General features: G+C 60.5%; 12 protein-coding genes and 1 pseudogene. 7 read left to right on the top strand and 6 right to left on the bottom strand.

The features are described from left to right. The first annotated feature begins 265 nt into the window (after positions 1-265). Together ABIE49_RS28645 and ABIE49_RS28640 are read left to right on the top strand one after the other, a co-directional pair. Positions 266-889 (top strand): response regulator transcription factor, encoded by a 624-nt coding sequence (locus tag ABIE49_RS28645; RefSeq protein WP_192739998.1) that lies wholly within the window; start codon positions 266-268, stop codon positions 887-889. A 269-nt stretch (positions 890-1,158) separates the two neighbouring features. Next, a complete protein-coding gene (locus tag ABIE49_RS28640; protein ID WP_192739997.1) occupies positions 1,159-3,204 on the top strand; it encodes a LuxR C-terminal-related transcriptional regulator in 2,046 nt (681 codons plus the stop codon). A 179-nt stretch (positions 3,205-3,383) separates the two neighbouring features. Here ABIE49_RS28640 and ABIE49_RS28635 read toward each other — a convergent pair whose 3' ends face one another. From ABIE49_RS28635 to ABIE49_RS28625, 3 genes are all read right to left on the bottom strand, one after another. Next, positions 3,384-3,521, bottom strand: a complete 138-nt coding sequence (locus ABIE49_RS28635; RefSeq protein WP_192739996.1) for a PAS domain S-box protein — start codon at positions 3,519-3,521, stop codon at positions 3,384-3,386. Positions 3,522-5,027: 1,506 nt separating this feature from the next. Next, on the bottom strand, positions 5,028-5,279 hold the full coding sequence (locus tag ABIE49_RS28630) for a LysR substrate-binding domain-containing protein (RefSeq protein WP_354067024.1): 252 nt from the start codon (positions 5,277-5,279) through the stop codon (positions 5,028-5,030). Between the two features lie 116 nt (positions 5,280-5,395). Then, the gene (locus ABIE49_RS28625) at positions 5,396-5,920 is read right to left on the bottom strand and encodes a LysR family transcriptional regulator (protein ID WP_192739994.1); all 525 of its coding nucleotides are present in this window, start codon (positions 5,918-5,920) and stop codon (positions 5,396-5,398) included. Positions 5,921-6,027: 107 nt separating this feature from the next. On the opposite strand from ABIE49_RS28625, the gene ABIE49_RS28620 reads away from it, so the two are divergent. The 5 genes and pseudogenes from ABIE49_RS28620 to ABIE49_RS28600 form a co-directional block, all read left to right on the top strand. Then, positions 6,028-7,410 (top strand): FAD-binding oxidoreductase, encoded by a 1,383-nt coding sequence (locus ABIE49_RS28620; protein WP_192739993.1) that lies wholly within the window; start codon positions 6,028-6,030, stop codon positions 7,408-7,410. 17 nt (positions 7,411-7,427) lie between these two features. Next, on the top strand, positions 7,428-8,330 hold the full coding sequence (locus ABIE49_RS28615) for a GNAT family N-acetyltransferase (protein WP_192739992.1): 903 nt from the start codon (positions 7,428-7,430) through the stop codon (positions 8,328-8,330). Between the two features lie 166 nt (positions 8,331-8,496). Then, entirely contained in the window at positions 8,497-9,069 is a 573-nt protein-coding gene (locus ABIE49_RS28610) for a TIGR03668 family PPOX class F420-dependent oxidoreductase (protein ID WP_210337527.1), read from the top strand. Between the two features lie 241 nt (positions 9,070-9,310). Beyond that, complete coding sequence (locus ABIE49_RS28605; protein ID WP_192739991.1) at positions 9,311-10,153, top strand: LLM class F420-dependent oxidoreductase; 843 nt, start codon at positions 9,311-9,313, stop codon at positions 10,151-10,153. A 183-nt stretch (positions 10,154-10,336) separates the two neighbouring features. Further along, positions 10,337-10,438: pseudogene (locus tag ABIE49_RS28600) on the top strand (phosphopantothenoylcysteine decarboxylase domain-containing protein); the annotation flags it as partial. A 127-nt stretch (positions 10,439-10,565) separates the two neighbouring features. On the opposite strand, the gene ABIE49_RS28595 reads toward ABIE49_RS28600, so the two are convergent. The 3 genes from ABIE49_RS28595 to ABIE49_RS28585 form a co-directional block, all read right to left on the bottom strand. Beyond that, entirely contained in the window at positions 10,566-11,078 is a 513-nt protein-coding gene (locus ABIE49_RS28595) for a Zn-ribbon domain-containing OB-fold protein (RefSeq protein ID WP_192739990.1), read from the bottom strand. Positions 11,079-11,082: 4 nt separating this feature from the next. Further along, entirely contained in the window at positions 11,083-12,342 is a 1,260-nt protein-coding gene (locus ABIE49_RS28590) for a thiolase C-terminal domain-containing protein (RefSeq protein WP_192739989.1), read from the bottom strand. 130 nt (positions 12,343-12,472) lie between these two features. Next, complete coding sequence (locus ABIE49_RS28585) at positions 12,473-13,357, bottom strand: LLM class F420-dependent oxidoreductase (RefSeq protein ID WP_192739988.1); 885 nt, start codon at positions 13,355-13,357, stop codon at positions 12,473-12,475. Between the last annotated feature and the right edge of the window lie 161 nt (positions 13,358-13,518).

Raw genomic sequence — 13,518 nt, 5'->3', positions numbered from 1 at the left:
AAGCGGGCATCCCCGTCAGATTAGCCAGATGAGATCAGGAGAAGGCGAGAACGCTATCGCCCGGACATTAGGGCGCTCAGGATCATCAAAGTGATCGGAAGCAGCAGGCTCTGCCGAAAGGAACGAACATGCCAGATCTTCTGCAATTCGCGCTCATTCGGTAGGCTCGCCCGACGTCCTGCTCAGATATTTGAACCATTACAGTGCTTGCGACGTTCTCCACAACTGGAGGAAGCGACAACGTGCTAATGAGGAGCAGATCAACATGAGGGTATTGATCGTCGACGACCATCCCGTTGTCGTGACCGGCTTTCGGGCTTTGTTCACGTCGGACCCTTCCGTCGAGATCCTGGAGGCTTCCGGTGCAAAGGACGGGCACCGTGCTTACTTGCAGACGCATCCCGACGTGACCGTGGTTGACGTGAGCCTGCCCGATCTTACCGGCTTCGAGTTGACCCGGCGAATCCACACGGATGATCCGGCCGCCAAAATAGTCATGCTCAGCGAGAGTGAGGATCCGGCCTTCGTGGTGCGCGCTATGGAGATGGGCATTCAGGGATATGTCTCGAAGAGCGATGATCCTCGGCTCCTGGCCAAGGCCATCCGGAAGGTTGCAGCCGGGGAGCGCTTCGTCTCGCCGCGTCTGACGGGAGCGACGACCTTCGCGGGTGCGGCGATCAAGGCCAGCCCTTTGACGCAGATGAGCCCACGCGAACTCGATATCCTGAAGCTCTTGGGTCGTGGCGACCGCATCTCAGAAGTCGGGTCCGAACTCGGCGTCTCCTATAAAACCGTTGCCAACACGACCTCCATGCTGAAGTCCAAGCTCGGCGCTAAAAATCACTCCGACCTCGTCCGGATTGCAGTCGAGATCGATTTGCACCGGTGAAGGGTCGCCGACTGGGAGCCTGTTTTTCGGCAGTTTTCGCGCAGTAGCGGCATCGGAGAGAGTCGTGCTCACCCTGCGCACTTTTGTACGACCTCTGACGCGCGCGCGACGAAAGAGGGCGAGCCATATAGAGCTATCCCGACGACCTAACTGACTCATCGTCAGAAACATCCGCCACAAATTCTTCTGACAATTTGGAACGCAATCGGCCGAGCGGAGTTACACCGCCGCTTGTCATGTTATGATGCGAGGCCGAGCGAAGGAAGCCCATGCGTCGCGTTCGACTTGTGATAGCAGATCGACGTCCCATTGTTCTGCAGGGTTTTGCGTCGCTGCTCGGAGCGCAGCCCGATTTCGAAGTGGTTGCGTGCTGTCTGGATGGAGCTAGTTGCCTTGCAGCCATACGCAGTTTGACGCCCGATGTGGTGTTACTGGACGACGGATTCACCGATGTAACCGCCTCCGACATCCTCGCCGTCGTGGATGACGAAGCCCTTTCCCCCCGGCTGGTGTTCTTCACTGATACTGTCGCCTGCGGCGATCTTGCCAGGGCACTGGCGACCGGTGCTTGCGGTGCGATTCCGATGAACGCCCAACCAGGAGCGCTGGTCCAGTCCCTGAGGCTGGAAAAACCGGGGTCAGACCTGGCGAGGGTCGGCAATGAAGCTAATGGAATCGCATCGTTCGGCAATAATGTTCTGGCGGTTTTGACCGTCAACGAGCGGACGATTATGGATCTCGTCGCCGAAGGTTTGTCGGACAGTGAAATTGCTCGGGTCTTCGGTGTGTCTCTGGAAATCGTCAGCATGCACATCGACCACGCGCGACAGAAGCTTGGAATCAACAGCCGGACGGAGCTCGCCGCGCTGGCACTGTCGCGCCGTTATGGCGCGATGAGTATCCTGGCAGCTGCGATCCTGGCAGCGTTGGACGATTCGCCCGGTCACGCCGCAACGGAAAGTTTCACGGTTCTGGCGGCAAACGGATGCACGGAAGTCGTCACTTTTAAAATCAGCCGCAAGGAAGCAGTATCAGGCGGCACCCCGGCCAGAGGCGCGAGCAAGGACCGCGCCGGCGCCGCAACCGGGACGTCATCGCCGACCGGCAAACTCGTCGACTCCGTGGCCGAGATTGCCGCAAGCCAATTTGCGCAGGCAGCACTGAACGCGCCGAGGCCGGGATCGAGCAGCTATAGCATCTTTATGGTTGCAGCTTTCGCCGCCTTGATCTACGAGCTCGATGGCGCCAACCACGCCGTGCAGGCGTTCGATTTCGGCGACGACATCGTCACTTCATCTACCACAAGCGACGCCAACGGACTGGCATCTGTACTTCCTGGCTTCGCAAATTTCGGCGGCACAGCCGTGTACGATGGAGCGTACGCACTCGAGTTCGCCAATGGCGATACAATCGCCACAGACGGCAGCGAGCTTTATGTCGGCAATTCCCAGGTCGAGGATGGCGGCAGTGACCGAGAAACTCCTATTCCCCAAGGTTCCGGGACCGTTGATGTTGTTGCGGCAGCCGCGAATGAAGTCGCGCAGCGTGACCCAACGCAGACAGGCCGGGATAACGGGTCAAATCAGGGTCGATCGCAATCCGATTTGCGCGCTTCCAACAACAGCTCCGAAGCCGCTAAGCGTGAGGCTCCGGGAGACGATTTAAATCATGGTCAATCGCAGAAGACCTTACATGACTCCGACCACAGCTCCGGCGCTGCCCAGGGGCACGCCAAGAATGACGCCGCGGGAGACGGTTTAAACCATGGTCAATCACAGAAGGCCTTGCATGAGTCGGACAACGGCTCCGGAGCTGCCAAGGGGCACGCCAAGAATGACGCCCCGGGAGACGGTTTAAACCATGGTCAATCGCAGAAGGCCCCGCATGAGTCCGACAACGGCTCCGGAGCTGCCAAGGGGCACGCCAAGCATGAGGCCTCGGCAGAGGGTTCACCGGATCAGGATATACAAATGGCGTCCGTAAATTCTGCCAACGACGCAAATTCGGCATTGAAGATTAAGACTGAAGGAAAGGGCGGGCCTTCTTCCGACAATGCAGATCAGGCCAAATTGGTTGGCACCGACCTTGGCGATTGCTTTCATTTTACGAGTGGCGCCGACAATACGTCTTTAGGCATGTATGACCTTCAGAAACTGAGCCACGGAAATGGAAAAGCCTATGGAGATGGTCAGCATGCTGTTGCGCACGAGAGGCCGGAGCCGGTCCATGATGCTGACGGGATTGATATTTCAGATGCGCACCACAATTACTCATGGCACGCCGATCTCCATGCGACTCATGATTTGATTGTGTAGCAATTTTACTGATCGAACGGCCGGGCCGCGCTTTTTGTGTATTGCGTAACCGGCTGCATGGGCGCCCCGCATTCGGGAGGCATTGAAAGCGTGCCAACAGCAGCATTGCGCCGGCTTTTCTGTAATTCGGTGGCGTTTGCCCCATCGGCACCAAAGGTTGACTCGAAGCGGCGGTGCGCTCAGCCAGGGCCTGAGCAGGGACGTTCTGGGACCGCAAAGGTCGAGAAATGGCGACCGATAATTTCATCCGCCTCGTAGCCCTTGAAGCACCTGGCGCCAAGGTTCCAACTGGTCACGCGACCCTCGCGATCCAACATGTAGATCCCGTAATCAGTGATCGACTCGACGAGGAGCGGTAGCGACCGTCGCTGGTCTGAGCGGCTTCGAAGCGGCGGTTTGAGATTTCCATACAAATCCTATCCCAGCCCCAATGTGGGTTAGGACACAGTCAAGAATACACGGCTAAATCGATTCGGTTCCATTAAACCGCGGCGCCACTAGCCCTCGACGGTCGCGGCCCGCGCGTTCGCTATTGAATGTCCGCTTCAGGCCAACTCAGAAAATAGCCAGGCTAAATCAATAGCATTTTACCAGGAACCGACGAGCGGCGACCGCTTTTTCATTATGCACAGCCCCTGATTTTAGGTTCAGGAAGATGTACCGGAGACTTTTAGGTTCAGGAAGATGTACCGGAGACCTGTGCTGTAGTTGGAGAGTCGGGATGTGCCCAATTCGCTCAGTGACGGCGCTGCTTCTTATTTTAATTTCCACCCGGGCATTCGCGGAAAGCACGGAATGGCAGAGATACCTTATTCCTAGCACCGGAGCCAATGTGGACATTCCGGTGGATATTTTCACAGAGGACGCGGGCTCACCGGAGGGTGAAACTGGCCGGCGCTTCTTTACGCGTGACCGCCGCGCAGATTTGACGGTGCAGTCTGTCCCGAACCCCGACAATGATTCACCTGCCACCTTCCTCGCCAAAAGGCGGCCGCCAGCGAACATTCAGTACAAGCGAGTAACGCCGCGATTTTTCGCAGTATCCAGCGTTCGTAACGGGCGCACTTGGTACAATCGATGTAATCGAGTAGGCGCATATATGAATTGCGTAATGATAAACTATCCCGCTGTAGAAGAACGAAAGTGGGATGCCGTTGTAACTCGCATTAGCTTATCGCTGAGCAAATAAGGAGGGTCGTCGGCCGGAAATAGTCAGCAAAACCCTTTGGCCTGGTGTGGGATCTTCAACATACTGCTGCCCGAGGTCAGATCAGTCGAACGGCGGGCGTTCACGTCGCAGCAGTGTCCGTCTGAAGTCGGATGGTCATCTTGCATGCACCATATCTCAATCCGCCTTGATCAGATACTTCCTATGGTCGCGCGCTTGCATGATCAGATTGCCACTAGCACCATACTGCGTCCCGGAATAAAATTTTCGGCGTTGTGTGCGTATGCCGGGAAACCCGAAGCCTGTGGGAAGCTCACGCGACCCGCGAATGCGAGCACGGCTGGATGCGGAACCACCGGATCCGCCGCCCGGCGTCCCTCCGGATCAGGCAGTTGCGGAAATTCGGGATGTCCTGAACTCGATCGGCGATAGTTGCCCCGAGCGCCCGCCGGATTGCGGCTAGGCCGCCTGGCCGGTGCGCCTTTCGGGAGCGCCGCCCGCGTACGCGGGCGAGCTCTCGTCAGGCCTTGGAAGCTTCATGGTCGTTTCGGCCTCGCGTTGGGGATCGTAGTCGTCCATCGAACGGAAACGTAGTCGCAGATCGTAAACGATCAGCTGAAGAGAGCTGCGTAGGATTCCGGTGAACGATTGAGGGTTAGAGGACCGACTGCAGCCAGGTCGCGAAGGCCTGGATGGTCTTCTCGCGCGGATGATCCGTCGTTCGAACCACATAGAACCGATATCCCGGCAAGCACAAATTGAAAGGTCTCACGAGCGTCCGCGCCGCGAGTTCGCGCGCCACGAGGACGTCGCTGAAGATGCCGATGCCCTGACCGGCAACCACCGCCTCGATGGCATGCAGCTCCTCCCTGAAGCTCAGGTGGTCCATTTCCTTGAATTCCGGCACGTCGCGCCATTTGCTTCGCGTTGCGGCGAGCCATCTATGCCAGGTCGGTGCCTCGGTATCGGACGGTGACCACCAGCAATGAACGAGAACCTGTCCGCGAAGGCCGGCGGCACGCTTCAGGCCCGAGGCCAAGGGCTGCAGACAGGCCAGTACGTGTCGCTCAGGAATTCCTTGGCGGGCCCCTCCATCGGCAAGGTGCGGGCATAGCGGATCGCGACGTCGGCATCGCCGGCATGCAGGTCCAGAACGCCGTCGGTGCCGATCACGTCGAGCGGCGCATTGGGACGCGCCTTCTTCCAGCGCGGCAGCCGCGGCACAAGCCAGCGGCTCGCAAACGCGTTGGTCGTTGTGACCCGAAGAGGTTGCGCGTCGTCATCGCGCCTCATGGCGGCAAAAACAGTGACGAACGTTTCCAGACCCTCACGCACTCTGGGAAAAAGGCGTGCTCCGGCGTCCGTCAGAGACAGTGGTCGCGGCCTCCGCCGAAATAGGGCCCGCCCGCAATACCGCTCCAACTGCCGTATCTGATGGCTGATCGCCGTCGGCGTCACGCCAAGCTCGGCCGCGGCTTTCTTGAAGCTCAAATGCCGTGCCGCCGCATCAAAGGCGCGCAGCTCGATCAGTGGCGGAAGCTTGTCCATACCCTAAGTGTAGATGAAGATCCTTCACCCTGGGCTGAATTATTCGAGTTTGCTCCCGGTACGGTCTGGGCGGAAGAAGGCATGAGACCCCCAACCCGGAGCGCCCCATGAGCTCAGTTCAATCCGTGGCCGAAGTCACCGGTGAGCTTTCCGCCACTTTCTCCGGCCAACTCCTGAGGCCGGCGGACGCAGGCTACGAGGAAGCGCGAAAAGTCCACAATGGCTTGGTGGACAAGCGTCCCGCGCTGATCGCCAGGTGCCGTGGCGTCGCCGACGTGGTCGATGCCGTAAACCTCACGCGCAAGCTGGGTCTCGAAGTCGCGGTTCGAGGTGGCGGTCACAACGTGGCGGGCCGCGCGACCATCGACGGCGGATTGGTCATCGACCTCTCGCTGATGAAAGGCATCGAGGTCGATCCCAAGGGTCGGACGGTACGTGCCAAAGGGGGCGTCACCTGGGGCGAGCTCAACCGGGAAACCCAACTGCACGGTCTGGCGGTCACGGGCGGGGTTGTTTCCAGCACTGGAATAGCCGGGCTCACCCTCGGTGGTGGCCTGGGCTGGTTGATGGGCAAGTATGGCCTCGCCCTCGACAATCTTCGATCGGTCGAGCTCGTCACCGCCGAAGGCAAGGTGGTGCGGGCAAGCCGGGACGAAGAACCCGACCTTTTCTGGGCCGTTCGCGGCGGGGGCGGAAACTTCGGCGTGGCAACTTCACTCGAATATCAGTTGTACCCGGTCGGCCCCACCGTAACCGCTGGCCTCGTCATCCACACCTTCGACGCAGCCCGCGAACTGCTGCGATTCTTTCGGGAGAGCACCGCCTCGGCCTCCCTGCCCGATGAACACACGATTTTCGCAACCCTCACACATGCTCCCGACGGCTCTGGCACCAAGGTGGCGGCCATGGCGACGTGCCACTGCGGCTCGGTCGAGGCCGGCGAGGAAGCCATGCGGCCGCTGAAGCGCTTCGGGTCCCCCGTCATCGACGCGATCGGTCCGATGCCCTACTGCCAACTCAATGGGATGCTCGACGGCGCCTATCCCCCTGGCGCCTTCAACTACTGGAAATCGAGCTTCCTCGCCGGATTGAGCGACGATGCCATCGAGACGATGATCTCCTGCTTCGCGCGATGCCCAACCCCGATGGGCCAGTTGCTCCTGGAGCACGTCCATGGCGCGGCGGCCCGGATCGGCGCCGGCGACACGGCCTTCCCGCACCGCGCCGAAGGCTATAACTTCCTGGTTCTCTCCCAATGGAGGGATGCGGCCGACACCGACGCGTGCATTGCGTGGGCGCGGGAGACCTATTGCGAGATGCAGCCCTTCGTCGCCGCAGGCCGGTACGTGAATTACCTTGACGACGACGAGACGGGCGATCCGGTGCCCGCCGCCTATGGGCCCAACTACCGGCGCCTCCAGGAGCTCAAGACGAAGTACGATCCGAAAAACTTCTTTCGCATGAACCAGAACATTCGACCGTCAGCCTGAGTATGGGGAAATTGCCGATGCCGATCACGTACCGGCCCGCCCGCGATGGGGACCTGGAGATAAGCGATAGGTTGGTGGTCGCCAGCATAAACGACCTCACGCAGCGGCACGGCTTCGGCCCGATCGCTGCATCGAGGCCACCCGCATTTCAGCTGTTTTCGCTAAAGGATGATGCTGACGGGCTGTGGGTGGCGGAGGAGGCCGGCGAAATTCTCGGCTTCGCATGGAGCTGGGTTTGCGGCGACCTGTGGTTTCTCGCGCAGCTATTCGTGTCGCCCGATCATCAGGGGCGCAGCATCGGCAGTGAACTGCTCAAGCGGACATTCGAACATGCGAAGAACTCGGGCGCTACCAACAGGGCGCTGATCACCTTCACGTTCAACACGGTGTCGCAGGGGCTTTACATCCGGCACGGCCTATTTCCGCGCTGTCCGATCTATAATTTCAGTGTCTCGCGTGAACTTCTGAGGGACCGTTTGAAAGGGCGGCAACTCCGCAGCGTGCCTCTCGAGGAAACAGCTTCGGACCTGCAAAAACTCACCCGCATCGATGCAGGGGTTGTGGATGTCTCGCGAGAGAAGCATCACCGCTATCTGCTCAGCGACAAGGCGACGAAGGGCGTGGCGCTTTATTCCGGAGAAGAGTGCGTCGGGTATGCCTATGTCAGCTCGAGCGGCCACATTGGTCCGCTCGCCGTCGCACGGGCCGATGCTCTCGGCGGTGCGTTTACGACCGCGCTGGCTCTTGCGCTGGAAATTGGATCTCCACAGGTTTCGGCCTTTCTTCCCGGCGCGGCCGAAGCGGCTCTCAAGACCGCGGTCGAGCACGGGATGCGCATCACCGTTCCGATGCTGTTGATGTCGGCGCGCGAGTTCGGCGATTGGAGCGGATATCTGCCCCGCAATCCAGGCTTTATGTGATCCAACTTAAACCTCATTGGCGGAGGCACGATCCGCGCAGTTGAAGCGATGATTGCGAATGCAGGCGACTGGCACGGCATCCCGTAAGCAACAGGTCAGAGCTCAGGGATTATAACGAGATGCTAGTGGCGATCCGTGATCGCGTAGGTACGCTGAAGAGGCAGAAGTGGACCCGGCAGGCCTGCCGACGCTTGGTCGAACGTCGATTCCTGAGTGGCGAAGCCGAGCCAAGCCGTGTAGTATCGGCGTCATTGACAGTCATTGCGCGGCGGACCGTCACGTGCTGTCAGACCACGAACGCAGGTTCCTGTTGACGCGACGGGTCGGGCATCTTGCCACGGCCGATAGCCGGGCCATCCCGCACGTCGTGCCGGTGTGCTTTACGATTTCGCAAGGCACTCTTTACATCACCATCGACGAGAAGCCGAAGCGTGTGGCTGGACCAGCACTGAAGCGCGTCCGCAACATCGAGCGCAACCCGATGGTCGCTATCATGGTTGATCGGTACGACGAAGACTGGACGCGGCTTGGCTGGGTTATGTTGCGTGGACGGGCTGAGATCTTGCGTGCCGGAGCGGAGCACGATCGCGCGCAGGAACTGCTACGATCTCGGTACCGCCAGTTGGCGGCGATGCAGATCGCTGAACGTCTCGTCATAGCGGTCCGCCTGGAGCGGGTGACGAACTGGGGCAACCTGTCCGTGGACGCGGACGAGGCCGATTATGATAGTCAAGCCTAGAGGCTGTGCGACCGTAATGGCGTAAGGCCCGGACGTCCCACTCTGAGACCCTGCAATCCCGCCCGATGTGCGAAGCTCGACAAGCCGTCGCTGCGATGAGGGACAGCGTTGCGACAAACAGCGCTACGTCCGCTCATTTCTTTGATAGAGTTGAAAAGGACATTGGCGCGCCCCTGATATGTGCGACCACCCCGTGCGGTCGCGTGTGATGGAGCCTGGCCTCAACCGAGGAGCACTGAACATGCATGTCGGGCTTACGATGTTTCCGACGGATTACTCGATTCCACCGCACGACCTTGCCGTCGCGGCGGAGGCGCGGGGATACGAGTCATTGTGGTTGCCGGAGCACAGTCACATTCCCACCAGTCGCAAATCGCCGTGGCCCGGGGGCGCCGAGCTGCCGAAGTATTATTACGATACCTACGATCCGTTCCTCTCGCTGGCCGCTGCCGCCGCGGTGACGAAAACCATCAAGCTTGCGACGGGGATCTGTCTTGTCGTCGAGCGTGATCCAATCCACACCGCCAAGGAGGTATCGACCGTCGACCAGCTTTCCTCGGGCCGGTTCATTTTTGGCATCGGCGCTGGTTGGAACGAGGAGGAGATGGCCAATCACGGCACTGCGTTTGCAACCCGCTTCAAGCTGATGGGTGAGCGGATCCGGGCGATGAAGCAAATCTGGACGCAGTCAACGGCGGCATTCGACGGCGAATTCGTCAAGTTCGAACCCATGATGCAGTGGCCCAAACCGGTTCAAAAACCTCACCCGCCCATCGTTGTCGGGGGCGCATTCCCCCACGCAGCAAAACGGGCGATCGCCTATGGCGACGGCTGGATTCCGATCGGCGGACGCGCGCTGGATCCGCTCGAGGTGCTGCCGCAATTCCGTCAAATGGCAAAGGACGCTGGCCGCGATCCCGCGTCGCTCTCCTTCAACGTCTTCGGTGCACCCCGAGACTTGGAGCTGCTAAAACGCTATCGTGACGCCGGTGTTGATCGGGTCGTCCTGATGCTTCCGCCCAAGCCCCGCGACGCGATTTTGCCCATGCTGGATGAAAGCGCCTCCTTCGTGACGGCGCTCTAAAGAGTCTGTGCATCTGCCACCCGACGAAACCAAAGCTCGGGACTGCTGTGGCCACCGTCCCGCAACGAACTCTCACCGTTGCATGTATTCCCCCTTTTTGAGGACCGCGCCAAACCTAAGGGGCATGGCCCTACCCCCGAAAGCGGGACACGGTGTGTCCGCTCCGAGTCATATTCAGAAGTTCCGGTGCGCTACATCGCCAACCGTTCTTCTGGTAAACTGGGTTTTGCAATCGCCGCCGCAGCCCAGGCCGCGGGTGCTGATGTCACGCTGGTGTCCGGCCCGGGCTCGACCTCTTCGGCCGCGGCGACAATCACCGCCCGGGCGAACGGGTCCGGACTGGTCTGGATGTCCATGCGTCACCTCTGATTGGCAGGGCATTGCGGCCGCCGCGCGCGCGAACCGGGCTCCCCTACCCGCGGTATCTCCACGGCGTGCCACCGGCCGCAGTCTCGTCAATCGTCCACTGCGGCAACGCCAACCCTGGCGCAACATCGGTGAACACCATGCGTACCCGGGTGCCGATGCCTACCCGCTCGACTTCGGCCTTCGGCGCGAGCACACCGTCCGGCCGCACCAGATTGCCGATCACGCGGAGCCCCTCTTCCCTGGTCGGCACGCCGCTCTGAGTGGCCAGTTCGACCAGCAGCACGAGATATGGCGTGTACTGCTTGAAAGCCGGTTGAATGGCATGATGGACTTCGGTGTAGGAATGCACGGTGCCGCGACCCTCGACCGACACCCATTCCGAATCCGGCCCGCTGCACCAGGGGCAAGCCGTTGTCGGTGGGTAGCGCAGCAGCTTGCATGAGGCGCAGCGCTGCAGACGAAAATCGTGCTTCGCACAGTAGCCAAAGTAGTCGAGGTTCTCATGGTCGAGATCATTGATCTCAAGCGGCATGCCAAGATATTGCGCGGATATCATTTGCCTATCCCCTCCGCATCACCATGGCCGATCCCGTGCCGGGCATCGCCCAGCCAAGATTGGCCGATACTTCGGCGTTCTTCACCTGCCGACAACCACCCTCCCGATAATCGTAGGTGTGCTGCCGCCTGCCATCGGGCCCGATCGGGCAACTATCATCTGCATCGTGGCGGAGCTGGCGCACGTTCTCGATCACCATAGCGATGCCATGGGTATAGCCTTCGCAGAGATGGCCTCCCGAAGTGTTATTCGGCCTTTTCCCGCCGAGCATAATGGTGCCGTCGGAGACGTAATGGCCGCCGTCGCCTTTCTTGCAGAAGCCGTAATCCTCGAGCTGCAACATGGTCGTGAAGGTGAAGGCATCATAGGAGCCGGTGAGATCGACATCATCCGGGCCCACACCAGCATTCGGCCAGAGGATTTCCCGGGCGTAGCGGCCGGCGACGGTTGAAATCGGCCCGGTCTGGTAGTGCATGTCGACTCGCGGCTTCGAGCAGCGGCCGACTACACCGCGGATTTGCACCAGCGGCTGCTTCAGATCTTTGGCCCGTTCGGCCGTGGTCACAATGATGGCATTGGCGTTGTCTGTCTCCACGCAGCAGTCGAGCAGATGCAGCGGTTTGCAGATCATGCGGCTGCCAACGACATCCTCCACCGTGATGCGCTTCTTGTAATAGGCTTTGGGATTGTTCGAGGCGTGATGGCTGTGGGCCACGCGGACATGGGCGACCTGCTCGGCAGTGGTCCCGAAGTCGTGCATGTGTCGCATGAAGCTCGGCGCGAACGACTGTCCCGCGCTCTGCCAGCCATAGGCGCGGCTATGCAGCATGTCGCCCGAGACAGGCACCGCGGAGCGCACACCGGTGCCGCCGATCCGCACCTGCGAGAAACCGTTCATGGAACGGAAGATCACCACCGTCTTGCACATGCCGGCCTCGATGACGCCGATGGCGATACCGATCAGCGCCTCGGTCGACGATCCGCCACCGAATACGTCCATGTAGAAATTGAGACGGATACCAAGGTCGCCCGCGACGAACGGCGAGAATACCGAGTCGTTAAATTGATAGGACAACATGCCGTCGATCTCAGAAGGTCTAAGTCCTGCGTCGACCATTGCGTTGCGCACTGCGATAGACGCGAGCGCCCGCGTCGACTTGTCCGAGCCGCGCGTGTAGGTGGTCTCTCCGACGCCGACAATGGCGTACTTGTCGCGCAGGAATTTCGGGGTAGTCGCCTCGACATCTTCTCTAGGCAGCGGCATTTCGTTGGGCTCCCGGTTCGCTTTCCGTTTCTTGTCCTGTTCTCGCGCCTGAACGAGGATGCTGGATAGCTTGCTCTTTGTCCATCACTCGCGATCACGACGGAGTCGCAACGCCAAACGCTTCCGACACTCACGCGTTCGCGTAAGGCTTGATGATCTCCTCGCCGAAACGGGCCAGTGTGGTTTCGAGATCGGGCATGAACGCCGTCACTGGCAGCGCAAGGCGGCCAGCACCACGCGCGATGCGCTCCTCGACGGCCGCGCGCGGATCGGAGCCGGAATTCGGCAACGCACCGGGACAGCCAAGGATCAATTCTACCATCGCCGGATCGCGGCCGGCCTGCTCGGCCGAACGGCGAACGACGTCGAGTAGTGGCATGGTGTCGACCTGGGCGCCGATCGAGGGGAAGAAGCCGTCGCCTAGCCGACCGGCGCGGCGGGCCGCCGCTTCCGAGTGACCACCGACGACGATTGGCACTGATTTCGCAACCGGCTTCGGATTGGAATTGACCTTGTTGAAGTTCACAAACTCTCCGGCAAAACTGGCACTGTCGCTGGCCCACAAGGCGCGCATGGCCGCGACATACTCATCGGCGCGCTTGCCGCGACGCTCGAAGGGAATGCCGAGCGCCTCGAACTCCTCCTTGAGCCAACCGACCCCAATGCCAAGTTCGATCCGGCCGCCGCTGAGATAGTCGAGCGTGGCGACTTCCTTGGCCAGCACCAGCGGGTTGCGCTGCGGCAGGATCATCACCGCCGTCATGAAGCGCAGCCGTGTGGTCGCGGCGGCGACCCACGTCAGCCAGATCAGTGGATCGGTAAAGTTCACCGTCGGGCCGCCCGGCAACCGGCCGCCAGGTGCATAGGGATAGACGCTCTCATAATTATCGGGAACCACGACGTGTTCGACAGCGAACACCGAGTCGAAGCCCGCCGTTTCCGCCAGGCGAACCAAACGGCGGGCGCCTTCCGGATCAGGGAATGCGAAGTTGCCGAAATGCAGGGCAAATTTCATGTGGCGATACCTTCCCCGATCAAGCGCTCGGTCGGCGCCTTCCAATCATGATCATGACACAGGGCGACGACATCGGGGAGCCACCGTTCATCGCAGCAACCCATGCGTCCGCCGAGACTGTTCAAGCGACCGCGCGCTTCGTATCCTCCGGCCAGGGAGGA

The sequence above is a fragment of the Bradyrhizobium sp. OAE829 genome (assembly GCF_040546575.1).
Classification (GTDB): Bacteria; Pseudomonadota; Alphaproteobacteria; order Rhizobiales; family Xanthobacteraceae; genus Bradyrhizobium.
Note: the sequence above shows the minus strand (reverse complement) of the source record. Positions and strands in the feature narration are given on the sequence as shown.